Raw genomic sequence first — 23,319 nt, 5'->3', positions numbered from 1 at the left:
TCGAGAGGGGGAGGCGGGCGCGCGTCGTCAGACGCCCGCCGGGGTGGGATCACAGATCGGACGAATCGACGCCGATCGGAATGGCCGGCGCGACGGGCGGGACGTCGGCTTCGTTGGAATCGAGCACGAGACCGTCCACGTTTTGCACGATGATCGACCCCTCGTTGTTCTTCTCGAACGTGTTGTTCGTCACGACGCACATGTTCGAGGCCCCGAAGAACACCGCGCCCACGCGCGCGTTCGAGGAGATCATGTTCTTGTCGACGTGCGCGCTCGCGCCGGCGTACACGCCGAGCCCGTCGCCGATCTTGGTGGGGATCCCGTTCGCCATGATCTCCCCCGCGATCGTCCCGCTGATGCTCTGGTTCTGCACGATGATCGCGCGGGCGTTGTTGGTCACGCCGATCCCGATGAAATGGTTTTTCTCGATCCGGTTCTGCTCGATCCGGATGCCCACGCTCTGGTCGGCGTTCGGCGAGGTGCCGGCCTTCGATTGCACCCAGATCCCCGCGCCGCGCGTCGTATCGTCGGCATTGCCGATCACCTCGTTTTGCACGATGATCCCGCGCGCGCGCTCGCCCGAGAACAGGATCCCGGCCCGGTCGTTGCCCTCGATCACGTTCTTGCTCTCGGCCTTCTCGCCGCCGATTTCCACGTAGGATTCGCCGATCGCGCCGTTGCCGAGCACCCGGATGCCGTCCGCCATCCCGTCGGGGCCCCGGCTCTTCGTGTTCTTCACCTGGTTCTGCACGATGATCGCGCGCGAGCCGAGGACCGCGATGCCGGCCTCGGTATTCTCGGAAATCTCGTTCTCCAGGAGCGACACCTCGCCGACCCCGCTCTGCACCCAGATCCCCGCGAGGCGGCCGCTCTGCACGATGATGCTGCGCTCGACCTTCGCCCCCGCGGCATTCACGTGCACGCCCGCGCCCTCGGATTGCACGATGATCGTCCGCTGGACGATGATGCTGCCCTTGTCCGAGGCCATCACGCCGTGGCCGTCCTCCTTCACCGCGGTCGCGCCCTCGACGCGAGATCCCTCGATCACGGCGCTGCCATTCTTCTGCACCCGGATCCCCGCGCCCTGGGGCCTTTGCACGATGATCCCGCGCAGGAGCACGTCCGTCGCGCCCTCCACCGTGATCGCGTACGCCGACGGCGCCTGCACGATGATGCTCGCGTTGTTCGGGTCGCCGGCCTTGTCCGCGCCGAGGACCTGCACCGGCTTCGTGATGCTCAGGTTCTCGGCATACGTCCCGGCGTCGACGAGCACCGCGCCGCCCTCGACCGAGGCGTCGATGCCTTGCTGGATCGACGCGAAGGGCCGCTCGACCGAGCCGTCCCCGTCCCGCGCGCCGCAGGACGCGGACACGTACACCACGCCGGATGCCTTCTCGGGCGCCTCGGCGTACGTGCCGCAGTCCGGCGTGGCCAGCGAGTCCGAGCCCCCGCAGCCCGCGATCGGCAGCGCGGCGAGCAAGGCAGCCAGAGATGCGAAATGCAATCGATTCGTCATGGTCGTTCTTCCTTTCACGGCGTATCGAAGGTCTCGTGGGGCACGGGGGGACCGGCCTGGCGGGCCGGGACGATGTCCTCCGGGGCCTGGGAGCTGCCTGCGGCCATCCCTACGACGCCGCACAAAAGCAAACCCGTACGCATCCATGCGTCACGCATGCGTCGGACCTCGACGAAGGAAATAAGCAGGCTCCGGACTATAAATGCGGACGCCCCGCGCCACAAGGCGGCTCCCCGATCCTCGGCACGTTTTCGCTCGAATTTACACTTTCGCTGCATCCGCGGGGGCCGGGGCCATCCGCGGCTCGCCGCGCGCCTCGCCCAGGATCGCCGCGCCGACCTTCGCCGCTTCTTTCGCCGGGCACCCGAGCCATCCCGCGAGCTTTCCCGCCGGCGGCAGGCCCCCCTCCGCCTCGATCGCTGCGAGCACCTTTTCGACCACGTCCGCGCGCACCGCACGAGGCCCGAAGACCGGATATCCCAGCGCCGTATGGAGCGGCGCGTCCGCGGGACGCGTGACCGGCACCGACACCACGCTCGGTCCCGGCGCCTGCGGCGCCTTCGCTCCCGCGAATGCCGAAACGAGCGCGCTCCGCCGCAAAAGTGCCGGGCCCTTGAGCATCGCCGGCACATAGAGCACCCGCGCGCCCACCACGATGCCCGCCGCCGCGAGTTTGTCTCGGTCCTCCAGCGCGAGCTCGGCGATCTGCGCCGCCGCGTCCTCGGCCCGCGCCGTCCCGAGCCCCTGTTCGAGCTGATAAAGGATCCCGCGCGCCGCGGCCCCGAGCCCGCGCGGCGCCTGCGCCCGGAGCGGCGCGCAGAGCTCCTCCACGAGATCTCGCGCGAACGCCACGAGCCGCCGCGTGATACGCGTCTGCGCCCCCGCGCCGAGCTCCAGCAGGGGCGCGAGTTTTACGTCCGGCAAGAGCAGGCTCGATCCCCGCACGAGCCGCCCGAGCTCGCGCCCGTCCTCGAACGTGATGCGCCCCGACGCATCCACTTCGATCGACACGTGCCGCGCCGAGACGACCGCCTCCACCCAGCGCGCCTCGTCCGTCGACGCCCCGCCCGCCTCGCGCGCCTGCGGCGCCTTGAGCGCCGCGAGCTTTCCAAACGGATTCGCCTTGTCCATCGCGCGAAGCTCCGCCCGCGTGGGCGCCGCTTTGCGCGCATTTCCTGTCGACCGCGCCTTGGTCCCGCCGCCGCTCTTCTCGACGAACCGCTGCACCAGCCGCTCGTGCAGCGCGTCGCTCAGCCGATCCTCGATCGCCGCGGTCCGCTCCTGCCACACCGTCGGGTCCTTCACCCAGCGGCCTTGATGCGACACATACGTCCACGTCCGGATGGCCGAGATTCGCGCGATGAGCGTATCGATGTCCCCCGCGGGATCGTCGATCTCCCGCACGCGCTCATCCATCCACGCCTCGTCGAGCCACGCCCGCGGCCCCGCGAGGTGGGCAAAAATCTCCGCGAGCAGCGCGACGTGGGATTCGAAGAGCAGCTTGCGATAATCGGGGATTCGACACACCTCCCAGAGCAGCTCCACCGCCTCCCGCCCCTGCGCCCGTGCCCGGATCGTCGGATCCTGGGCCATCCGCGCGAGCGCCGCCGCGTCCTCGGCGCTCTCCTGCATCAAGAGCGAGCGCCGCCCCGGCGAGCGCCGCAGCGAGGCGAGCAGGCCGTCGATCGAGCTCGTATCGAGATCGGCGTTCCGCCAGACGAGCCGCCGCACCGCGGGGAACCGGTGCCCCTCCACGGCGTTCGCGAGGCCTTGCGGCAGCGTGAGGGGCGCGAGGGTCCCGAACGAACCATCACTCGTGTAGCGCCCGGCGCGTCCGGCGATTTGCCCGATCTCGGCCGCTTCGAGGTCCCGCACGTCGCGGCCGTCGAACTTGCGCAGCGCGGCGAATGCCACGTGCTTCACGTCGAGGTTCAGCCCCATCCCGATCGCGTCGGTCGCGACGATGTACTCGACCTCGCCCGACTGAAACATGGCCACCTGCGCATTGCGCGTGCGCGGCGAGAGCGCCCCGAGCACCACGGCCGCGCCGCCGCGCGTGGCCCGCAGCCGCTCGGCCACCTCGTACACCTCCTGCATGGAAAACGCGACGATCGCGCTCCTCTGCGGCAGCCGCGCGAGCTTCTCGGCGCCCGCGAACGCGAGTCGGCTGAGCCGCGGGAACGTCTGGATGCGCGCGGCGGGCAGGAGCTCGGCGATCAGGGGCTGCATCGACGCGGCCCCCATGAACCAGGTCTCCTTCGTGCCGCGGGCATCGAGGAGGCGCTCGGTGAACACGTGCCCGCGTTGCGGATGCGCGGCGAGCTGGATCTCGTCGACCGCGACGAACTCGACCTCGAGGTTCCGCGGCATCGCCTCGACCGTGCAGACCCAGTAGTGCGCGCGGCGCGGGATGCGCTTCTCCTCGCCCGTCACGAGCGCGACGCGCTGCTCCCCGAGGCGCGCGGTGATGCGATCGTAGACCTCGCGCGCGAGGAGCCGGAGCGGCAAGCCGATCATCCCGGACGCGTGCTCCAGCATGCGCTCGACGGCCCGGTGCGTTTTGCCGGTGTTCGTCGGGCCGAGCACGGCCGTGACCGCGGAGCCTATCATCGCGGGGCGAGCGTAGCGCGGACGGCGGGAGGCGCACGCGAGGGGGGAGCGGGAGCGGGAGCGGGAGCGGGAGCGGGAGCGGGAGCGGGCTTGGCAGCGGAAGCGGGAGCGGCAAGTGGAATCTGTTTGTGTACCGCTTTTGAGGAAGGGGGGCAGGTCGAGTGCCGGATGGGCCATGGGCCATGCCAAGTGTAGCGGCCGCCATGGCGGAGGGTGGCGGCCGTCGGGCATGATCCATGAAGCGCTCGCCAATCGGCGTGCCTTTCGTTTGGCACGACGTGCGCGATGGCACCGGGTCGACGGTGCAGGCGTCGCAACGGGCGCGGGCGCAGGCGCAGGGGGGCAGGCTCGGTCCTCGAGCTGCGGGTCGATCGCGGCGGACCGGACACCGTACGTCGACGCGGGTCGGCGCTAGGGACGATTGCTTTTTCACCAGACCTCAACGAAACTCTGGACGATAAAGAAGATATGGTATGGCATCAGACCTGATCGCAAGATTCGACGGCATGGTGGATGAGCTTCGCCGGGACCCGGAGATCGATGTGCTTCACTACCTCGTGCGTCCGCCGGACCCCTCGGAGATCGAGGAGGTCGAGCGGGCCCTCGGGTACCCGCTGGGGGCGGCGATCACGGAGTTCTACGAGGCCTGCGGGGGCATTCAGCTCCTGTGGATCCGTAAAACCCACGAGGAGTACGAGGAGCGAGCCCGGCTCGTTCGCGAGGAGGTCGAGCGGTCAGGAGGCAGCTTCGACGAAGGCTGGTTCTACGGTGGCAACAACGGCGACGCCATGCATCCCGATGGGGTCATCCTCATCCCGTCGATCAAGCGGGCCTTCCTGGACGAGAGCTTCAACAACAACAACTCCGGGTCTGGCGTCGTCGGGATGCTCGAGGCCTACAAGGCGGCTCTCGCAGACCGGGAAGCGGTCATCTATCGCGGGTTCGAGATGTTCTACCCCACCGTGAACGTGGCCTTCGCGCTCAATGGCCAGCCCGATCCGGTCCTGGCGGCGGCGTACGACAGGTACGAGTACGACGACTCGGCGCTCATTCATTTTCGCGAGTATCTCGAGCTGCTCCTCGTGAGCCGGGGTGACGCCAAGAGAGCCTTCGGATTCCTCCTGGACAGCGATCGCGTGGGCAAGGTCATCACGCACGAAGACGTCGGGCATTGGGCACCGAACGAGTAGCCGGCGCCTGGCGCCCGGCCCGAGCTACCCGTCGCAGCCGCGAGCAGCCCCTCCCGCGCTCACGCGGCGGCATCTTGCATTCCATGTTGCAGTCGCCGCCCCGGCCTTCCGGGGCGGCACCAGGCCGTCCCGGAAGGCCGCAATATTCTCGGCACTCAGCCCGAAGTCGGGCAGCACCCCCGCTGCCGCTCCCGCTTCTGCCACAACCGGCCACTACCCGGTAGCGGTAGCGGGAACGGGAGCGGCAAGCGGGATTTGTTTGTGTACCGCTGTTGAGGAAGGGGGGCAGGTCGAGTGCCGGATAGGCGATGGGCCTTGCCAGGTGTGGCGGCCGCCATGGCGGAGGGGGGCGGCCGTCAGGGATGAGCGATGAAGCGGTCGGCCATCGGCACGCCTTTCGTTTGGCACGACGTGCGCGATGGCGCCGCGCCTGGGTCCTTCCAACGCGCTTTCCGCATTGCATGGCAGTTGCCGCTGTTCGGTGAGCTTTTCAATGTAGGTGACGATTCTGACGCGAACGGTCGCCGCAAGCCGTGGGCGTGGCTTCTACGGCATGTATTTGCCATCGACGTGACGGTGTGCCCGAAGTGCGCGGGCACGATGCGATGGCGAAATGTCGCGCTCATACCGGATGCAATTCGCGAAGGATTGGCCCGTGCAGGGCTCTCGGCGCGTGGACCGCCAATGCGCAAGAGGGTGCCTATTGGGCAATTCTGCTTGCCGTTCCTCAAGGCGCGCCGGCTGGGACAACGATGAAGGGCGGCTTCGGTGAACGTCTCGCGCTTGCTGTTTGCAGGCGCCGATGCATAGGTGTGCTCGCCGTGCAAGAAAACTCGATAAAGAACTCGACGTTCAGCGCGAGACCCACGGGGGATGGTGTCATGCTGTAGCTGGGGATACAGCCGCGGCGGTGGCGTCGCGGTGACGGTGTCCGTGCGCGAGGGCAATTGGGCGGGTTGCTCACCCTAAGCGCCCAGAATTTCGGAGCGAGCTGCAGGACGTCGCGGCTGGACCAGCTCGGCAGAAGCGTGCCGGCTTCGCCAACGGAGTTGAGCGCGGGCTCGAGCGTAGGAAGCATGTCCACGCAATCTGGCGATCAGCCCTACCCGGCCGGCCTGAAGCTCCGCGCGGCGGAAGGACGCGTACGAGGTCACCGATCGCGACGTACGGCTGCGCCATGAACGAAGGCAACGTCGCGATCCCGCCGCCCGACACGGCGACGCCGCGCAAGACCAGGAAGTCGTTGGCGACGATTCTGGGCGTGAGCGGGCGCAGCGCGTTCGCGATGTCGGTCGTGGCATCCGCTGGTGGTGGTGGCGATCAGCCACGCGCGCTCGATCTCACCTTGCACGCGGCGAATCGGTGCGTTACAAACTGAACCACATGGTTCAGCATTCGGATGCCCGCCTCGACGCCTCTTTCGCCGCTCTCTCGGACGCAACCCGGCGCGGCGTTCTGGAGCAGCTCGGACGCGCAGACGCTTCGATCACGGAGCTTGCCGAGAAGTTCCACATGACCCTCACGGGCATGAAGAAGCACGTCGGCGTCTTGGAGCGAGCCGGCCTCGTGGCCACGGAGAAGGTCGGGCGCGTGCGGACCTGCAAGCTCGGCCCGAGCCGACTGGAGTCAGAAACGGCATGGATCGAAGGGTACCGCCAGCTCTGGGGCTCACGCTTCGACGAGCTGGACAAGGTTATCGAGGAATTGAAACGCAAGGAGAAGGTCGATGAACGCAAAAAAAGATAGTGAGCCCGACACCACGAAGAATCGCACGACGGTGGAACCGAAGTCCGAGCGCGAGATCGTCGTCACGCGAACCTTCGACGCCCCGGCGCGCATCGTCTTTCAGGCGTGGACCACGCCCGAGCTGTTCAGGCGGTGGTGGGTGCCGAAGTCAATGCCGCTGGCCCTGCTCTCCTACGAAGCGGATATCCGTACTGGAGGCGGCTACCGACTCGTGTTCGACGTCGACGGCACCAAGACGATGGCGTTCTTCGGCAAGTACATCGAAGTGACACCGCACTCGCGAATCGTGTGGACGAATGACGAGAGCGGCGAGGATGGGGCCGTCACCACGGTGACCCTCGAGGAAAAAGGCGACAAGACGCTGCTGGTACTGCACGAGCTCTATCGCTCGAAGGAAGTTCGCGATGCTGCCCTGGCCTCCGGGGCGTACGACGGGATGGGCGAGACGTTCGGGCAACTGGACGAGGTGCTCGTCACGCTGGGCGCGTAGGGGGCATCGTGAGGTCGTGGCGCGCAGGGGCCGAGGTGCGGGTGAACAGGGTGTCGATGCGCCGCATCGTCTCCATGATGGCCGCCACGCCGAACGCGTCGTCGCCCGCGCCGAAGCTCGACCCGGTCGTATCGTCGTGAGCGTTGAGGAGCACAGCGTCGCGCGAGCGACCCGGCAGGCGCCCGATGACGTTGATCGTGCGGTAGGCGAACATCGAGTAGGGGAATGGCGTGTCCGTGAACTGGCGCGTCCCCGCGGCCTCTTGGACCTCGACCTCGACGCCGGGCAGCGTTCGTAGCTCGGCGGCGAGCCGCTCCGCCGCGGCCCGCGCGCTCGGCGTGCCCGAGACGCGGGTCCCGAGGTCCGTGAGCCCGCGCAGGGTCACCATCGCCCGCTCCGCGGAGAACTCGGTCGGCGGCGCGCTCGCAGGTCGAGGCGTCGGCAGCCGCTCGGCGAACATCGTCAACTCGACCGCCAGGACGAGAAGAGCAGCGATGGCGATCCAGATGCGCATGGAGCCTCCCGTGTGACCCGCATCAGGGAAGGGGGGCGGAGGGGGGCGAATGCGTGGGCGGAAGCGGATGCGTGGGCGGAAGCGGATGCGGTAGCGGGAGCGGCAAGAGGGATCTGATTGTGTACCGTTGCTTGCGGCTAGGATGAGGACTAATAGCTCGAACTTATACGAGATTTGCATGCTCCTCTCCGAGCGTGTACGAGGCGTCAAGGCGCTCCGCGGGGCCCTCGCGCCGCTCGGTGCGGTCGTGCTTGACGGTGCAGCGCACATGACGCCGCACCATGGGCTCGAGCAGCTTGGCGCACGCATGTGCTTCCGCTAGGTACACAGGAAGAACCAATGCGAGAAAATTGCCCTCGAGCACGAGGAATCCTCTATGCTCCACACGCGCGAGGGCGTGCGAAGTTGCGATCAATCCGGCGACCCAACGGCGGACGGCCGCGCCGCGATCGAGGGCGAGATCGAGTTCGCGGGCGGCCTCGTCGATCCCTCGCCCGATCGTGTTCGCCGGCACGATCGCGGCGCCGCCGGGCTCCAGTAACATTGTCATCCAGCCGCTTCTTGCGCGGGCGGAGGCCTCCGGGCCATCATAGGATATTCGGTCGGAGGGGCGATGAGACACGCACGACTTTCATGCGTAGTAGCGGCGGCGCTGTCCGGGTGCGCGTCGGAGAACGTCGTCGAGGAGACGCAATGCGTGTTCGAGCCTGCCGCGGAGGCGGAGGCGCCGCCCGCCGACTGGAAGCCGCTCGGGTCGCACTTCGTGCTGTGTCCATACACGTTCTCGGAGGTGGTCTGCGCGCCGCGCACGCCGGAGGCGCTGTTCACCTCGGACGAGCTCCGCTACATGAACACGATGGCGTGGACGGGCGACGGACTGGCGATCGGCGTCGTACTCCAGCAGGATGACGGCGTCGACCGGCAGTGGGGCGTCGCCGCGACGAAGGGCGCGACGGCGGAGGTGACGACGCTGTGGGAGCTGCCGGTCGAGAACTTCCCGAGCGCGCTGCTGCCGACGCACGAGGGGCTGTTCGTGGTCGCCAAATCGTATTCGTCGGCGGTCACCGGCGGGCTGCTGCGGCTGCTCCCCGACGGCTCGCACGAGCAGCTGTTCGTCACGCCGTACTCGGGCCTCAATTACGACCCCGAGCACCCGTTCGTGTTCGCGGACGGCCGGATCCACGGGCTGATGCGCGACACCCCACTCGGCTGGGAGACCCGACCGACCCGGATCGCGGCGGCCGGCGGCGAGCTCGAGGTGTTCGACTTCGCCACGCGGCACTACGCGCTCGTCGACGGCGAGTTCATCGGGCTCTCGGGCAACCTCGGATCGCCGCCGTGCGACCACGGGGCGGACTGCTTCCCGCCGCTGCTCTCGCTGGCGCTGCGCCGCCACGACCCGGCGAGCGGGACCACGAGCACGATCCAGCCCGCGATCTGCATCACGGCCAACCCGGGCTACACACCGGAGCGGTACTCGACGCGGCCGTTCCGCGGGCTCGGCGTGCACGCGAGCGGGTTCGTCGTCGACGACGGCGCGCTCGTCGACATCGGCTTCGACGGCAGCCACCGCGTGATCGCGGCGCTCGCCGACGGCTTCGCGCAGGCGACGCTGCACGGCGAATGGATCTACTTCGTGTCGTATCAAAAGACGCCGGAGGGCCAGATCGAGTCCCAGGCGCTGCGCCGCGTGGCGCTGCAGGGCGGTCCGATCGAGGAACTCGCCCGCTTCCCCGGAGCGAGCCTCACGATCGGCACCTTCGACGGCGAACACGTGTACCTCGACCACTACACGGAAGAGGGCAGCACGCTGATGCGGGTCCCCCTGTGATCTCGCGCGGGCGTGCCGCGCAGTACGGGCTCGTCGGTGCGACTGGCGAATCCGCGCGGGCAGCCACGGGCCTCGCGGTGATACGATGACCCGGTGCTCCGTGCATTCCTGGCGCTGACCGTCGCGGCCGTCGTCTGGCAGAATAGAGATTGTCGCGGTCATGCACCTGCGGCGTCATCCGGACACGTGGAAGAGCCGTTGAGCCGCCTGCTCTTCATGCGGTAGCAGAGCAAGCGTGGGCGGGAGCGGGTTTGGAAGCGGAGGCGGAGGCGGGAGCGGGAGCGCAAGCGGGAGCGCAAGCGCGCGCGGGGGGAAACCTCTCGGATCAGCCCGCGCGGGGGTGCTTTCGTCGCCGCCGCTGCCGCTCGCCATTCCGCCGCTGCCGCCGGCGCCGCCGCTGCCGCTCGCCATTCCGCCGGCGCCGCCGCTGCCGCCGCTGCCGCTCGCCATTCCGCCGCTGCCGCCGCTGCCGCTCGTCGCCGCGTCCGGGCCGGCGTCGGGGAGCTCGTCGGGGCCGATCAGGACGAGCTTCCCGTTGCTGCGGGCCAGGATCGCGCCTTTCAGCATGGGATACCCCAAAAAGCCGTCCAGCCAGGGGCTCTCGGGGATCGTCATCACCTCGACCGTCCCGGCCGCGGTGCGGTCGGTCTTCCAGAGGTGCGCGTCGGGCGTGTTGTCGGCGGCGGCGAAGTAGACGACGTCGCCGAGGCTCCCGAGCCGCGCCGCCGAGGGGATATCGGCGAACATCGCGACGTTGCCCGCTGCGTCCACGGTACCCAGATGGAGCACCGGCGTGGCGGGATCCGGCGATACAAGGAGCAGGTTCTGCGACCCGGGATGAAGCCAGGCATTATAGTTTAGCCCGGGAAGCCGTAGCTCGCTCATTGCAACTTTACCTTCGCGGCCGGCTGCGGACGAGCGCGCGTTTTGGCCCCCGAGATGCGACACACGGGCCGGCCGGCCTCTACCCTGGGCCGAGGTCGAGAGGCCATGCCTTCTCCTCCCGATGGGCTCGATGGGATGGATCACGTCAGGGCCGCGACGCGGGCGATGCAACGTCGTGGGATCCGTGAACAATTGACGGAAAAGCCCACGTAGGACGAGCAGGTTTCGGGCGCGCGAGGGTGTTCGAACGTTCGAGGGGGCGCGGGAGACGGTGACGCGAGGGTGTTCGAACGTTCGAACGGGCACGCGTCACGGTGACGCGGGGGTGATCGAACGTTTGGAGAGCCGGTGGAGACGGTGACGCGCGGGGGATCGGTCGTTCCAACGGGCGCTGGTCAACGTGACGCGAGGGTGTTCGAAGCTTCGGAGAGCCGGAGGAGAACGTGACGCGAGGGTGTTCGAAGACTCGAAGAGGGGCGCGTCACGGTGACGCGCGGGTGTCGGGACGTTTGGAGACGCGAGGGCAACGGTGGAGGCGGGGGCGGCGAGATGGAAGCGGGCGCCGGGCGGACGGGTTTCGGGACGCCTCCTCCGGCCTGCCGTTCGCGACGACGAATCCGTGACCACGCCTCGCGCGCGGGCTTAGGTTCTTCCGCGCCGGAGGTGCGCATGCGGCCGGGGGACGTCATCGACGGTCGGTTCGTCATCGAGCGGATGGCCGGCTCGGGCGGCATGGGCTCGGTCTTCCAGGCGCACGACCGCCTCGTGAGCGGGCCGGTGGCCATCAAGGTGCTGCATGACCACGAGCCGAGCGACGTCGCGCGCTTCGATAGGGAAGCACGTGTCCTCGCCGGGCTCGATCATCCGGGCATCGTCCGGTATGTCACGCACGGGGTCACCAGCGCGGGCGAGCCCTTCCTCGCCATGGAATGGCTCGCCGGAGAGGATCTCGGCGCGAGGCTTTTGCGCGGCAGACTGACGGTCGCGGAGAGCGTCGCGGCGATCGGCGCGGCGGCCGAGGCGCTCGCGACGGCGCATGCGCGCGGCATCGTGCACCGCGATATCAAGCCGAGCAACGTCTTCCTCGTGGAGGGCGCGCTCGATCGCGTCAAATTGCTCGATTTCGGCCTTGCACGCATGCGCCTCTCCCCCCGGTTCACCCGGACGGGCGTCGTCCTCGGGACCCCAAGCTACATGGCGCCCGAGCAGGCGTACGGAGCCCCGTCGCTCGACGCGCGCGTCGATGTGTTCGCGCTCGGCGCCGTGCTCTTCGAATGCCTGACCGGGCGGCCTGCCTTCGCCGGGAATCACGTGATGTCCATCCTGGCGAAGGTGTTGCTCGAGGAACCGCCCTTGTTGCGCGATCTTCGGCCCGAGGTGCCGGCGAGCCTCGAAGCGTTGGTCGCGTGTATGCTCGCGAAGGAGCCGGCAGATCGGCCCGTCGATGCCGGCGAGGTCGCGGACGCGCTCGCCCACCTCGACACGGGCAAGGCGTATTCGTGGCTTTCGGACGCGCCGCCCGCCGAAGCCCTGACGAGGAGCGAGCAGCGCTTGCTCGGCATCGTCGCCGTGGGCCCGCCGAGCGAGGATACCGCGGCCATGGACGAGACGCTCGCCGCGAGCTACACGAGCGCGCGCCGAAAGGCGCTGGAATCGGCCGCAGCGCCGTTCGGGGCGCGGATCGAATGGCTGGTAGACGGCTCGATGCTTTTGGTCTTCACGAACGCCGCGAGCGCCGCGGATGCGGCGGCGCGGGCCGCGCGGTGTGCCTTGGAGCTTCGCCTGCGCACGCCGGATACGCCGATTGCGGTCGCCACCGGCCTCGGCGAGCTCGAGGAAAAGCTGCCGGTCGGACAGGTCCTCGATCGGGCCGCCATGTTCTTGCGCACGGCGGGGCGCCGGGTGCTCGTCGACGAGGTGACACAGAGCCTGCTCGATATGCGGTTTGTTGTGGTGCGCGTGCCGGACGGGCTCGAGCTCCGGAGCGAGGAAGCCATTGGCGAGGCCGCGCGCACACTGCTCGGCAAACCGAGCCCCTTTGTGGGGCGCGGACGAGAACTGCGCGCGTTTCTCGACCTGCTCGACGAAGCCGTAGGCGAGCGTGTCGCGCGCGTGGCGCTCGTGACAGGACCGCCCGGAATCGGAAAATCCCGCCTCCGCAAGGAGCTCGTCCGCGCCGTCGGACAGCGCCAGGAAAGGGTCGACGTGTGGATCGGGCGCGGTGACGCAATGAGCAAAGGCTCGGCGTTTTCCCTGGCTGGCTCGGCGCTGCGGTATGCGGCGGCGATCGCGGGGCACGAGCCGATCGAGGAGCGCAGGCGCAAGCTCACCGAGCGGGTCGCGCGCCACGTGGCCGAGCCCGAGGTCCGCGACGTGGCCGGATTTTTCGGCGAGATGACGGGCACGCCCTTCCCGGACGCCGAAAGCGCGAAGCTCCGCGCCGCGCGCCTCGACGCGCGGCTCATGGCCAATCAGATCGACGCTGCCTGGAGACGATTCATGGCTGCCGAATGTGGTGCGCACCCGGTCTTGCTCGTCCTCGAAGACCTGCACTGGGGTGATCTTCCCTCGGTGAAGCTCGTCGACGCGGCGCTCCGGGACCTCGCAGGCAAGCCGCTGCTCGTGGCCGCCTTCGGCCGTCCCGAGGTGCACGACATTTTTCCGAAGGTATGGTTCAAGCGTGTGCTGTCCGAGATTCGCCTGGGCGAGCTGACCCCGCGGGCCGCCGAGAAGCTCGTCCGGAGCGCGCTCGGGGACGCGGCCGATCCTCGGACGATCGCGCAGATCGTGACGCGCGCCGCGGGGCATCCATTTTTCCTCGAAGAGCTGATCCGGGCGGTCGCCGAGGGGCGCGCCGAGCAATTGCCGGAGACCGTGCTGGCCATGGTCGAGGCGCGCCTCGCCGCCCTGCCGTCCGACGCGCGGCGCGTGCTGCGCGCGGCGAGCGTGTTCGGGGAGGTTTTTTGGTGCGGCGGGGTGGCGCACCTCCTCGGCGGGGGCGACGAGGCGCTACGTGCGCACGATCGGCTCGAAATGCTGGCCGCGCGTGAGGTGCTGCAGCGCAGCGAGGCGAGCAGGTTTCCGGGCGAGGAGCAGTATTCGTTCCGGCATTCGCTTTTGCGGGAGGGAGCCTATGCGATGCTGACGGAGCCCGACCGCACCCTCGGGCATCGGCTTGCGGGGGAGTGGCTCGTGCAAGGGGGCGAGGAGGACGCGCTCCGCCTGGCCGAGCATTTCGAGCGGGGAAAGAGTCCGGAGCGCGCGGCGACGTGGTATCTCGCGGCGGCGAGGCAGATGCTCCAGGGGGCGGATCTACGTGCAGCCATTGCCTGCGCAGAGCGCGGCCTCGGCTGCGGAGCCTCGGGCAAGCTGCGTGCATCCCTCTTGTTCGTCCTCGGCGAGGCATACGGGTGGAGAGGGGATTGGGCCTCGGTCGCGACAGCCATGGCGGAGATCCTGGGCCTGGCCACGCCGCGCACGACGCTCTGGATCACGGCCATGGCGTGGAAGCTCGCGAGCACGACTGCGCTCGGCACGCGCACCGTGCGCAGGGAAGACGTGCTTTCGCTCGTCGACTTGGATCCGGGCCCCGAGGGCGTGCGGCAGCTCGTCCATGCCCTCGGGCTCGCCTGGGAAGCCTTGCTGCAGCAAGGCAGGCGTGATCTGGCCCAGCTTTGCGCGGCGCGGATGGAGCAGCTCGGCAGCCCCATCTCGGCGGACGATCCCGCGGTGCGGGGCGGGCTGCACGTGGCTCGAAGCGAGACGCTTTACGTCGAGGGGGATCCATGGGGCTCCCTTTTGGCTGCAAGAGTCGCTGTGGCGAGCTACGAGGAGGCCGGCGAGCGGCAGCACATGCCATGGGCTCGCCTGATTGTCGCGGCGTGTTACTTGTCCCTCGGCGCGTACGGGCGCGCGGACCAGGAAGCGCGCGACGTGCTCGAGGAGGGCGCGGAGGCTGCCACCTATGCGATATGGGGGAAGTGGCTTTATGCCTGTGTGCTCGCGGGTCGGGGGGCCTTGGACGACGCGCGCGCGCTGCTCCGGAGCATCCTGCGCTCCGCGTATACGCCCAGCTACCAGTATTTGATGGGTATCGTCCACGCGACGCTGGCCTCCGTCCTTCTGCGCTTCGGGGATCTCGGCGAGGCAGAGCGCGAGGCGCGCGCGGCCGCCGAGATCCTCACGGGCACCACGCCCTGGCGCGCGGCGGCGGCGGCGGGGCTCGCGGCCGTCCTCCTCCAGCAGCAGCGCGCGGATGAGGCGCTGCGCATCGCCGAGGACGCGGTCGCGCAGCTCGATGCGGGCGGTGGGGGCGGACCTCATGACATGTTCCTACGCCTCATCCACGCCGAGGCGCTGCATGCGACGGGCGATCACGCCCGCGCGCGGACTGTGCTGTTCGAGGCCCGCGGCGTCTTGCTCTCGCGCGCAGCGAAGATCGAGGACCCCGAGCTACGCCGGAGCTTTTTGGAGAATGTACCCGAGAACGCGTGCCTCCTCGCCCTTTCGGCCGCCTGGGAGCAGGCCGCCGCTTAACATTGGGAAGGCGAATCCACGCGCCGAGCCGCCGCGACAACACTTCCCGTTCGCCGCGCCGATCGCGTAACGTGCCCCTTCGTGACGGATACGCCTCGTTTGCCACGGCGCGTCGAGCTCGCGCAATTCCTCCGCACGCGGCGGGCGCGCCTTCGTCCGGCGGACGTGGGTTTGCCGGAGGGCGCTCGGCGGCGTACGCCGGGGCTCCGTCGTGAAGAGGTCGCTCGTCTCGCGGACGTCGGCGTGAGTTGGTACACCTGGCTCGAGCAGGGGCGGGACATCCACGTGTCGGAGCCGTTGCTGGAGCGGCTCGCGCTTGCCCTTCGCCTGTCGCCGACGGAGCGCGCGCATCTCTTCGACCTCGCGCACGGAAGGCCGGCCGCGCGTCCGACGATTTCACCCGACGCCGTGAGCGTCATCCTGCAGCGGGTGCTCGATGCCTATCCCTTTCCGGCGCTGGTCTTCACGAGCCGGTGGGACATCCTCGCCTGGAACGAGCCGGCGGTGATCCTCTTCGGAGACCTCGGAGCGCTCCCCGTCGAGCAGCGCAATGGGCTCTGGTCGATGTTCATGAACCCCGAGCGGCGCGCGCGCATGCCGGGCTGGGAAAAGGACGCGCGGCGCGCCGTGGCCGGCTTTCGCCTCGACGCCGCGCGCGCCGCCGATCGGACGGAATTCGACGCGCTCGTGGCGGAGCTCTCTCGCGTCAGCCCGGAGTTTGCGCGCTTTTGGGGCGAGCACGACGTGGCCGAGGTCCCCGAAGGGTTGAAGGTGTTCGTCCTCCCGGACGTGGGCGTGATCGAATTCGAGCACGTCACGCTCCTGCACGCGGACCCCGACGGTCACGTGCTCCGCGTCTCGTTTTATTCGCCGCGACCCGGAGAAAGCACCACGCGCGCGGAAACGTTGTGCCGGCGCGTCACGCGGTGAACGTCACGCCGGTCCACGCTTCGCTTTGCGTCCACAGCCGCTCGGCCAGGTCCCGATCCATCGCCCACGGCCGCACGCCACGTCGCTCGGAGGAATCGGCGGGCACCGGCGCGGCGATGTCGACGTCCTCGCAATAGACGCCGCCCATGCCTTCGAGCCGTGGGCTCGTCGCGCACCAGACGCTCGTCGCGGCCCCCTGCTCCGCGCTCTTCAAGGTCGATACGGCGCTGAAGGTGTCGACGGCCGTGCGGACCTCCTCGTCGGACATGTATCGCATGAGCTCGGTGACGATGCCGCCCGGGTGGACCGAAAACGCGCGGACACGATGGGCCTCGCCGCGCGCGTCGAGCGCGAGCGCGAAGAGCGCGTTGGCCGTCTTCGACTGGCCGTAGGCGATCCATTTGTCATAAGGTCGCCGCTCGAAAAACGGATCCTCGAAGTCGACGCCGGAATACGCGTGCCCTCCCGAGGACAACGAGATGACGCGCGCGCCCTGGGCCTTTCGCAGCGCGGGCCAGAGCCGGAGCGTGAGCTGGAAGTGGCCGAGGTGGTTCGTGGCGAGCTGGGATTCGAACCCGCGAGCGTCCCTCACGAGCGGCGTCGCCATGATGCCTGCATTGTTCACGAGCATGTGGATGGGGCGGCCGGACGCCGAGAATCGCGCGGCAAACACGTCCACCGATGCCGGATCACCCAGGTCGAGGCGTTCGATCTCCACGCGCTCCAAGCCCGCGAGCGCGGCGCGCGCTTTGTCGGGGGTTCTCGCCGGAACGATCACCGTCGCGCCGGCGGCCGCGAGCACGCGCGTGGTTTCGAGTCCGATGCCCGCGTACCCGCCCGTGACCACGGCGATGGCTCCGTCGAGCCTCCTGTCGCCGATCACCTCACGCGCCGTCGTCTGCGCGCCAAAACCCGAATGCAAAGGCCTTTGGTTCGTCGTCATGGCCCAGGCATAACGCCTGCGACGCCGCCCCAAAAGAGCGTGAATTCATCCTAGGACTCGCACCACCAGGATGAGACCCACGAGGCGCACGAGCTTCGATCTCACCGCACGACGAACGGATCCCGATCCGCCCCGCTCACGAACACCGAGAGCCCCGGCAGCGCGCCGGCGATCCGCTCCCGGATCCGCGGCAGGACGGCCCGTTCGCTGTTCGAATGCAGCGCGCACACGACCGTCATGCCGAGCTTCGCCGCCCGCAGCGCGTCGTGGTGCCTCATCTCGCCCGTCAGGTAAAGCTCCGCCCCCTGGCCGAGCGCGTCCTCGACCATCGCGCCCGCGGCGCCTGCGCTCGCCGCCACCGTGCGCACCCTCCCCGTCGTCGGCCCTGCCACGAGCAACGCCTCGATTCCGAGGCCTCGCTTGATGCGCTCCAAAAGCTCGTCGCGCGCCACCTCCGCTTCGAGCTCGCCGATGCGCCCGAGCCCGAGCGATTCTCCCGCTGGCGCAGGACCGCATTTCGCTCCCGGCGCGCGCATCGGCCGGCGCGCGGGCAGGCCGCGGCCGAGGCCGAGCAGGTCGGCCAGGAAATCGTTCGTCCCGCCCTCGGCCACGTCGAGCGCCGTGTGCGGTGAATAAATGGCGATCCCGTCCCGGATGGCTTCGAAGATCGGCCCCGGCGAGACCACCCGCTTCATCGCCTCGAAGATCGGCGGGTGATACGAATACACGAGCGTGACGCCCTTCTCGCGCGCCTCGGCCGCCACGCCGGGCGTGTAATCGATGCAGAGCAGCGCCGCGCGGACCTCCGCGGCCGGATCCCCGACGAGCAAGCCCACGTTGTCCCAGCCCTCGGCGAACCGGAGAGGGGCGATCGATTCCAGCACGGGGAGCACGTCGGAGAGGCGCATGAGGTCTGCTCTTATCACAAAGCCCGCCCCCGCCGCGCCGATTTGCGCTACCAGAGGGCCATGCCCGCGGCACCCCCCGCTCGTATGGTCGTCTACGCCTCCGATCATGGCTTCGGTCATGCCGCCCGCATGCTCGCGCTCGCGTCGCGCCTCGCCGAGGACGGCGCCTCCGTCACGCTCTGCGCCGGCGCCGCTGCGCCCATGATCCGCGCCGCGTTGCCCTTGCTCCCGGCGCCCGTCGACGTCGTCTTTGCCTCGCTCGATCCCGGCCTCGCCCCGCGCGCCGGCGCCCTCGACTTCGACCTCGACCGCTCCCGTGAGGCCCTCGCCGCGTGGCGCGCGGATTTGCCCCGCCTCGTCGCGATCGAGGCCCAGCGCCTCGTGTCCCTCGGCGCTGCGCTCGTCGTCGCCGACGTCCCCGCCGCCGCGCTCCTCGCCGCCGCGCGCGCGGACGTGCCCGCCGTCCTTTGCTCGAACTTCACCTGGCTCGACATGTATGCCGGCCGATTCGGCGGGGAGCTCGACGCGATCCTCGCGGACGCGTATGCCCGCGCGCGCGTTGGTTATCGCCTTCGCCTCGGCGCAATGCCGCTCGCCGGACTCTCGACCCTCCACGACATCGACGGCGTCCTCGCGCGCCGCCCGCGCCGGGATCGCGCGACCGTTCGCCGTGAGCTCGGCGTCCCGGAAGGGGACCTTCTCCTCGGCCTTGGCCTCGGCGGCAGCCTCGACGCTGTTCTTTACGACGTCCTCTCCGCCTCCGCGCCCGCCTCGGGCGTCCGGCTCCTCGTGCCCTCCCACGCCGCCGATCCGCCGCCGCGCGGCCCGCTCGTCCATTTCCCTGCCATCACGCCCGACCCGCAAAGTTATTTCGGCGCCTGTGATCTCGTCCTCGCGAAGGCCGGGTATTCGACGCTCGCCGAGGCCGCGATCGCCGGCGTGCCGCTCGCCGTTTTCCCGCTGCACGGGAGCCCCGAGTCGGTGCGCCTCGCCCTGGACGTCGAGGCGCTCGGCCTCGGCGTTCGGCTCGCGGACGAGGCGGAAGCGCGCGCTGCGTTGTCGCGCCCCGAGGCCCTCTTCGACGCTGCGCGTCGTGCCTGCCGCGGGCCCTTGCCCGATGCGGCCCCGGCCCTTGCCGCGGCGCTCCGTGCACGTTTCCCCTGAGGATTCACCAAAAGGGGGTTTTCATCTCGCCGATGCGCGTGTAAACTCCCGACCATTCTTCGCGAAGCGGGAGGAGTCTTCCATGGGATACGACATTGCGCAGGTGGCCCGGAACTACGAGCAGATGCAAGGCCGGGAGATCTCTTACGCCGAGATGAAATGCAACCAGTTCGTCGTCGCGGTGCTGCGGGCTTCGGTGAACCCGAAGTTCCCTTACATGCTGGCGAACGACTTCGGCAGTTCGCCCTACTTCCAGAAGGTGACCGAGCCCCAGGCCGGTGATCTCGTCCACTGGCCGGGACACATCGGTATCGTGCTCGACCCGGATCAGGGCACGTTCATCGGCTCGCAGACCTCGACGGGGGTGGCCGAGGCGAACTACAAGAAGGGCTACTGGAACGGCTCGTACGGCGGCAAGAAGCCGGACGCGTTCCTGCGGTACACCGGCTTCTGACCCTCGCATGACGCGCCCCCACCTCGACGTCGATCTCCACAAGATGATCGACGATGTCCGCGCGGGGCGCCCCGTCTCCGATCGCGCCTTCGATCAGCTCTTCCCCGAGCCCATCCGGCGCGTCTCGTCGCGCTTCTGGACCCCCCTCGTCGTCGCACGGAAGGTGAGCCGCCTCCTCGCCGAGGCAGGCGGGCCCGTGCTCGACGTCGGCGCGGGCGTGGGCAAGCTCTGCATCGCGGGCGCGCTCACGACCGACGCGGTGTTCCATGGAATCGAGCACCGCGCGGCCCTCGTCGAGACCGCGACAGAGGTGATCGACGTGCTCGGGCTCGCAGGTCGAGCCGAGGTGCGGCCGGGCACGCTCGACGCTATCGATTGGGATACGTACCGGGCGTACTATTTTTGCAACCCATTCGAGGAAAACATCTTCCCCGAGGCGAGGCGGCTCGACGACGCCATTCCGCTGACCGAGGCGCGTTTTCGCGAGGACACGGCGCGGGTGGAAGCGGCGCTCGACGTTTTGCCGGTGGGCACGCGGATCGTGACGTTCCACGGGCTCGGGGCGCGGGTGCCGGCGACGTACCGGAAATACCCCGAAAGGACGGCGGGGACGGCGTTCCTCAATCTGTGGATCAAGGTCGACGCAGGGAGCGCACGCGGGGAGGGGACGTTCGACGGCTGGATCGCGGGGCGCTGAGAGGATGCGGGCGAAGGACCGCGCCATGGTACGATCCCGCGGTGATTCTCGCCCGCAAGCTCGCCATCGCCCTCATCCTGGGCGTATTCGCGGTCGTCGCCGTGCACGCCTACACCCGCGTGCGGCGTCTGATCACGCTCTTCGAGACGGACATTCGCCACGACTCGCACGTCTATGGCCGCGTCCTCGCCGCAGCCGTCGCCGAGGTGTATCAAGCCGACGGGCGTGATCGCGCCCGCGCCGTCGTGCAGCTCGCCAACCAGCGCGAGAGCCATGTCCGCATTCGCTGGGTCTCGCTCGACGTGCCCGCGGAGAGCGTCGACGCCCCCGCCGCGCCCCGCGTCGCGCTCGAGCCCGTCGCGAGGGGCGAGGAGGTCGTGCTCAGGCTCCCGCGCCTCGACGACGTGAACGAAGAGCACCTCGTCACGTTCGTGCCCGTGGTCGCGGAAGGCGGAGGATCGCTCGGCGCCATCGAGCTCGCGGAATCGCTGGCGGGCGAGAAGCAATACGTGCGGACGGCGCTGTTCAACACGTTCCTCGCGAACCTCGCGGTCGCGCTCGTGTGCGGGCTCATCGCCACGGGCCTCGGCGTATGGTTCGTCGGCCGGCCGATGCAGAGCCTCATCGCGCAGGCGCGCCGCGTCGGTGCGGGGGACCTCTCGGCGCGCCTCGCGCTCTCCCAGCGCGACGAGATCGGCCAGCTCGCCCACGAGATGAACCTCATGTGCGACCGCCTCGCGGAGGCCAACGCGCGCGCGGCGCGGGAGACGGACGCGCGGATCAGCGCGCTCGAGCAGCTCCGCCACGCCGATCGCCTCGCGACCGTGGGCAAGCTGGGCGCGGGCATCGCGCACGAGCTCGGGGCGCCGCTCCAGGTCATTTCGGGCCGCGCGCGGATGCTCTGCGAGGACGGGACGAGCCCCGAGGAGGTCGAGAGGAACGCGCGCACCATCGCCGAGCAAACCGATCGCATCATCCGCATCGTGCGCCAGCTCCTCGATTTCGCGCGCCGGCGAGGCGCCGAGAAGTCACGCCTCGACCTCCGCGCCATCACGCGGCGCACCGTGTCGCTCCTCAAGCCGCTCGCCGACAAGCGGACGGTGTCGATCGAGATCGAGACCGGCGAAGCGCCCGTCGAGGCGGACGCCGACGCCGAGCAGATCCAGCAGGCGCTCACGAACCTGGTGGTCAATGGCATCCAGGCCATGAAAGCAGGCGGGCGGCTCTGCGTGAAGGTTCACGAAGAACGCGCGGCGCCTCCCGGCGACATCGGCGGGGACGAGGCCACGTACGCTTGCATCGAGGTCCTCGACGAGGGCGAGGGGATGCCTCCCGACGTCGTGGCCCATATTTTCGAACCCTTCTTCACGACCAAGGACGTGGGCGAAGGGACCGGGCTCGGGCTCTCGGTCTCCTATGGCATCGTCCAGGAACACGAGGGGTTCATCCGCGTCGACAGCGAGGCGGGCAAAGGCAGCCGGTTTCGCGTATACCTGCCCTTGTGCCGCCGAGCATCCCCGGGCGTGTCCTGATCATCGACGACGAGCCCGACGTCTGCGATCTGCTGGACGCAGGGCTCAAGAAGCGCGGGTTCGTCACGTCGTACCGGACGAGCGGCGAGCAGGGGCTCGACCTGCTCGCGACCGAGGATTTCGATGTGGTCGTGGCCGACCTGCAAATGAAGGGAATGACCGGCCTCACGCTCTGCGAGCGGATCGTCGGGACGCGGCCCGACGTGCCCGTCATCGTCATCACGGCGTTCGGCAGCCTCGACACGGCGATCGCGGCGATCCGCGCGGGCGCGTACGATTTCCTCCCCAAGCCCTTCGAGCTCGAAGTGCTGCGCATCGCGGTGGAGCGGGCGGTGCGGCACCGGGCGCTGCGCGACGAGGTGAGGCGGCTGCGGCGCGCGGCGGCGGAGGCGCGCGAGTTCGAGGAGATGGTCGGGGCGAGCGCGGCGATGAAGCGGGCGACCGACCTGCTGGAGCGGGTGGCCGATCTCGATACCTCGGTGCTGATCACGGGCGAGAGTGGCACGGGCAAGGAGCTCGCGGCGCGCGCCCTGCATCGGCGCAGCGCGCGGCGCAGCGGGCCGTTCGTCGCGATCAACTGCGCGGCGATGCCCGAGGCGTTGCTCGAAAGCGAGCTCTTCGGCCACGTCCGTGGCGCCTTCACCGACGCGCGCGCGGCGCGCACGGGCCTTTTTCAAAAGGCGCACGGGGGGACCCTCTTCCTCGACGAGATCGGCGACATGCCGCTCGGCCTGCAGCCGAAGCTCCTGCGGGCCTTGCAGGAGAGGACCGTGCGTCCCATCGGCGGCGACGACGAGGTGGCCGTGGACGTGCGCATCGTGTCCGCGACGAATCGTGATCTCGAAGCCGCCGTGGAGGAGCGCCGATTCCGGGAGGACCTCTATTATCGTATCCACGTCGTCCAGGTGGAGATGCCGCCGCTGCGCTCGCGGGGCACGGACATCTTGCTTCTCGCGCAGCGGTTCGTGGAGAAGTTCGCCGCGACGACCGGGCGCCCCGTCACGGGCTTGTCCCCCGAGGCGGCCGACAAGCTCATGAGTTATGCGTGGCCGGGCAACGTCCGCGAGCTCTCCAATTGCATCGAGCGCGCCGTCGCCCTCGCCACGTACGAGCAGATCGGCGCGGAGGATCTGCCCGAGAAGATCCGCACCCACGAGGCCAAGCACGTGGTGGTGGCCACGGACGATCCCGCGGAGCTCTTGCCGCTCGAAGAAGTGGAGCGTCGGTACATTCTGCGGGTCCTCGAGGCGGTGCGCGGCAACAAGACGCGCGCGGCGGAGCTCCTGAAGCTCGATCGCGCCACGCTGTACCGCAAGCTCGCGCGGTACGGCACGAGCGACTGAGGCGTCTCCGTCGCAGAATGCAACAGCGCC

The 23,319-nt window shown here is 69.2% G+C and carries 21 protein-coding genes; 14 read left to right on the top strand and 7 right to left on the bottom strand.

Translation table 11 applies throughout. The annotated features are described in order from the left end of the window. Positions 1-49: 49 nt before the first annotated feature. The 3 genes from POL67_RS36000 to POL67_RS35990 form a co-directional block, all read right to left on the bottom strand. On the bottom strand, positions 50-1,516 hold the full coding sequence (locus tag POL67_RS36000) for a right-handed parallel beta-helix repeat-containing protein (RefSeq protein WP_271925159.1): 1,467 nt from the start codon (positions 1,514-1,516) through the stop codon (positions 50-52). Between the two features lie 14 nt (positions 1,517-1,530). Then, positions 1,531-1,674 carry a hypothetical protein gene (locus POL67_RS35995; RefSeq protein ID WP_271925158.1) on the bottom strand — a complete coding sequence of 48 codons (144 nt, stop codon included), beginning with the start codon at positions 1,672-1,674 and terminating at the stop codon, positions 1,531-1,533. A 103-nt stretch (positions 1,675-1,777) separates the two neighbouring features. Then, on the bottom strand, positions 1,778-4,126 hold the full coding sequence (locus POL67_RS35990; protein WP_271925157.1) for a helicase-related protein: 2,349 nt from the start codon (positions 4,124-4,126) through the stop codon (positions 1,778-1,780). A 473-nt stretch (positions 4,127-4,599) separates the two neighbouring features. Here POL67_RS35990 and POL67_RS35985 point away from each other — a divergent pair, with 473 nt between their 5' ends. The 5 genes from POL67_RS35985 to POL67_RS35965 all read left to right on the top strand — a co-directional run bounded on the left by POL67_RS35985 (position 4,600) and on the right by POL67_RS35965 (position 7,552). After that, on the top strand, positions 4,600-5,316 hold the full coding sequence (locus POL67_RS35985; RefSeq protein WP_271925156.1) for an SMI1/KNR4 family protein: 717 nt from the start codon (positions 4,600-4,602) through the stop codon (positions 5,314-5,316). Positions 5,317-5,685: 369 nt separating this feature from the next. Continuing rightward, a complete protein-coding gene (locus POL67_RS35980) occupies positions 5,686-6,072 on the top strand; it encodes a hypothetical protein (RefSeq protein ID WP_271925155.1) in 387 nt (128 codons plus the stop codon). A 421-nt stretch (positions 6,073-6,493) separates the two neighbouring features. Further along, on the top strand, positions 6,494-6,694 hold the full coding sequence (locus POL67_RS35975) for a hypothetical protein (protein WP_271925154.1): 201 nt from the start codon (positions 6,494-6,496) through the stop codon (positions 6,692-6,694). Further along, entirely contained in the window at positions 6,679-7,062 is a 384-nt protein-coding gene (locus tag POL67_RS35970) for a helix-turn-helix domain-containing protein (protein ID WP_308789567.1), read from the top strand. The genes POL67_RS35975 and POL67_RS35970 overlap by 16 nt, the downstream gene beginning before the upstream one ends. After that, positions 7,043-7,552 (top strand): SRPBCC family protein, encoded by a 510-nt coding sequence (locus tag POL67_RS35965; RefSeq protein WP_271925153.1) that lies wholly within the window; start codon positions 7,043-7,045, stop codon positions 7,550-7,552. The genes POL67_RS35970 and POL67_RS35965 overlap by 20 nt, the downstream gene beginning before the upstream one ends. On the opposite strand, the gene POL67_RS35960 is transcribed toward POL67_RS35965, so the two are convergent. Beyond that, positions 7,536-8,066, bottom strand: a complete 531-nt coding sequence (locus POL67_RS35960) for a M28 family peptidase (protein ID WP_271925152.1) — start codon at positions 8,064-8,066, stop codon at positions 7,536-7,538. The genes POL67_RS35965 and POL67_RS35960 overlap by 17 nt on opposite strands. A 376-nt stretch (positions 8,067-8,442) precedes the next feature. Here POL67_RS35960 and POL67_RS35955 point away from each other — a divergent pair, with 376 nt between their 5' ends. Both POL67_RS35955 and POL67_RS35950 read left to right on the top strand, forming a co-directional pair. After that, positions 8,443-8,607 carry a hypothetical protein gene (locus POL67_RS35955; protein WP_271925151.1) on the top strand — a complete coding sequence of 55 codons (165 nt, stop codon included), beginning with the start codon at positions 8,443-8,445 and terminating at the stop codon, positions 8,605-8,607. Between the two features lie 72 nt (positions 8,608-8,679). Beyond that, the gene (locus tag POL67_RS35950) at positions 8,680-9,897 is read left to right on the top strand and encodes a hypothetical protein (RefSeq protein WP_271925150.1); all 1,218 of its coding nucleotides are present in this window, start codon (positions 8,680-8,682) and stop codon (positions 9,895-9,897) included. Between the two features lie 174 nt (positions 9,898-10,071). Here POL67_RS35950 and POL67_RS35945 read toward each other — a convergent pair whose 3' ends face one another. Beyond that, a complete protein-coding gene (locus POL67_RS35945) occupies positions 10,072-10,686 on the bottom strand; it encodes a hypothetical protein (RefSeq protein ID WP_271925149.1) in 615 nt (204 codons plus the stop codon). A 765-nt stretch (positions 10,687-11,451) separates the two neighbouring features. On the opposite strand from POL67_RS35945, the gene POL67_RS35940 reads away from it, so the two are divergent. Further along, positions 11,452-15,318 (top strand): serine/threonine-protein kinase, encoded by a 3,867-nt coding sequence (locus tag POL67_RS35940; protein ID WP_271925148.1) that lies wholly within the window; start codon positions 11,452-11,454, stop codon positions 15,316-15,318. An 81-nt stretch (positions 15,319-15,399) separates the two neighbouring features. After that, entirely contained in the window at positions 15,400-16,248 is an 849-nt protein-coding gene (locus POL67_RS35935; RefSeq protein ID WP_271925147.1) for a helix-turn-helix transcriptional regulator, read from the top strand. Here POL67_RS35935 and POL67_RS35930 read toward each other — a convergent pair. Then, on the bottom strand, positions 16,238-17,191 hold the full coding sequence (locus tag POL67_RS35930; RefSeq protein ID WP_271925146.1) for an oxidoreductase: 954 nt from the start codon (positions 17,189-17,191) through the stop codon (positions 16,238-16,240). The two genes, POL67_RS35935 and POL67_RS35930, sit on opposite strands and share 11 nt — an antisense overlap. A 101-nt stretch (positions 17,192-17,292) precedes the next feature. Then, positions 17,293-18,099 carry a Nif3-like dinuclear metal center hexameric protein gene (locus POL67_RS35925; RefSeq protein WP_271925145.1) on the bottom strand — a complete coding sequence of 269 codons (807 nt, stop codon included), beginning with the start codon at positions 18,097-18,099 and terminating at the stop codon, positions 17,293-17,295. A 60-nt stretch (positions 18,100-18,159) separates the two neighbouring features. On the opposite strand from POL67_RS35925, the gene POL67_RS35920 reads away from it, so the two are divergent. The 5 genes from POL67_RS35920 (at position 18,160) to POL67_RS35900 (ending at position 23,289) form a co-directional block, all read left to right on the top strand. After that, positions 18,160-19,263, top strand: coding sequence for a glycosyltransferase family protein (locus POL67_RS35920; RefSeq protein ID WP_271925144.1), 1,104 nt, complete (start codon positions 18,160-18,162; stop codon positions 19,261-19,263). An 82-nt stretch (positions 19,264-19,345) separates the two neighbouring features. Further along, complete coding sequence (locus POL67_RS35915; protein WP_271925143.1) at positions 19,346-19,717, top strand: NlpC/P60 family protein; 372 nt, start codon at positions 19,346-19,348, stop codon at positions 19,715-19,717. A 7-nt stretch (positions 19,718-19,724) separates the two neighbouring features. Further along, complete coding sequence (locus POL67_RS35910; RefSeq protein ID WP_271925142.1) at positions 19,725-20,414, top strand: class I SAM-dependent methyltransferase; 690 nt, start codon at positions 19,725-19,727, stop codon at positions 20,412-20,414. A gap of 41 nt (positions 20,415-20,455) precedes the next feature. Then, complete coding sequence (locus POL67_RS35905; RefSeq protein ID WP_271925141.1) at positions 20,456-21,946, top strand: sensor histidine kinase; 1,491 nt, start codon at positions 20,456-20,458, stop codon at positions 21,944-21,946. Further along, positions 21,916-23,289 (top strand): sigma 54-interacting transcriptional regulator, encoded by a 1,374-nt coding sequence (locus tag POL67_RS35900; RefSeq protein ID WP_308789566.1) that lies wholly within the window; start codon positions 21,916-21,918, stop codon positions 23,287-23,289. Before POL67_RS35905 ends, POL67_RS35900 begins: the two co-directional genes overlap by 31 nt. The last annotated feature ends 30 nt before the right edge of the window (positions 23,290-23,319 follow it).

Origin of the sequence: Polyangium mundeleinium (assembly GCF_028369105.1) — a bacterium.
Lineage (GTDB): Bacteria > Myxococcota_A > Polyangia > Polyangiales > Polyangiaceae > Polyangium > Polyangium mundeleinium.
This window is presented reverse-complemented; position numbering and strand designations above follow the sequence as displayed.

What these genes read in the sequence shown, in the direction of transcription:
- POL67_RS36000 (WP_271925159.1), bottom strand. Translation starts at nt 1,516, where the DNA reads ATGACGAATCGATTGCATTTCGCATCTCTGGCTGCCTTGCTCGCCGCG.
- POL67_RS35995 (WP_271925158.1), bottom strand. Translation starts at nt 1,674, where the DNA reads ATGCGTGACGCATGGATGCGTACGGGTTTGCTTTTGTGCGGCGTCGTA.
- POL67_RS35990 (WP_271925157.1), bottom strand. Translation starts at nt 4,126, where the DNA reads ATGATAGGCTCCGCGGTCACGGCCGTGCTCGGCCCGACGAACACCGGC.
- POL67_RS35985 (WP_271925156.1), top strand. Translation starts at nt 4,600, where the DNA reads ATGGCATCAGACCTGATCGCAAGATTCGACGGCATGGTGGATGAGCTT.
- POL67_RS35980 (WP_271925155.1), top strand. Translation starts at nt 5,686, where the DNA reads ATGAAGCGGTCGGCCATCGGCACGCCTTTCGTTTGGCACGACGTGCGC.
- POL67_RS35975 (WP_271925154.1), top strand. Translation starts at nt 6,494, where the DNA reads ATGAACGAAGGCAACGTCGCGATCCCGCCGCCCGACACGGCGACGCCG.
- POL67_RS35965 (WP_271925153.1), top strand. Translation starts at nt 7,043, where the DNA reads ATGAACGCAAAAAAAGATAGTGAGCCCGACACCACGAAGAATCGCACG.
- POL67_RS35960 (WP_271925152.1), bottom strand. Translation starts at nt 8,066, where the DNA reads ATGCGCATCTGGATCGCCATCGCTGCTCTTCTCGTCCTGGCGGTCGAG.
- POL67_RS35955 (WP_271925151.1), top strand. Translation starts at nt 8,443, where the DNA reads ATGCTCCACACGCGCGAGGGCGTGCGAAGTTGCGATCAATCCGGCGAC.
- POL67_RS35950 (WP_271925150.1), top strand. Translation starts at nt 8,680, where the DNA reads ATGAGACACGCACGACTTTCATGCGTAGTAGCGGCGGCGCTGTCCGGG.
- POL67_RS35940 (WP_271925148.1), top strand. Translation starts at nt 11,452, where the DNA reads ATGCGGCCGGGGGACGTCATCGACGGTCGGTTCGTCATCGAGCGGATG.
- POL67_RS35930 (WP_271925146.1), bottom strand. Translation starts at nt 17,191, where the DNA reads ATGACGACGAACCAAAGGCCTTTGCATTCGGGTTTTGGCGCGCAGACG.
- POL67_RS35925 (WP_271925145.1), bottom strand. Translation starts at nt 18,099, where the DNA reads ATGCGCCTCTCCGACGTGCTCCCCGTGCTGGAATCGATCGCCCCTCTC.
- POL67_RS35920 (WP_271925144.1), top strand. Translation starts at nt 18,160, where the DNA reads ATGCCCGCGGCACCCCCCGCTCGTATGGTCGTCTACGCCTCCGATCAT.
- POL67_RS35915 (WP_271925143.1), top strand. Translation starts at nt 19,346, where the DNA reads ATGGGATACGACATTGCGCAGGTGGCCCGGAACTACGAGCAGATGCAA.
- POL67_RS35910 (WP_271925142.1), top strand. Translation starts at nt 19,725, where the DNA reads ATGACGCGCCCCCACCTCGACGTCGATCTCCACAAGATGATCGACGAT.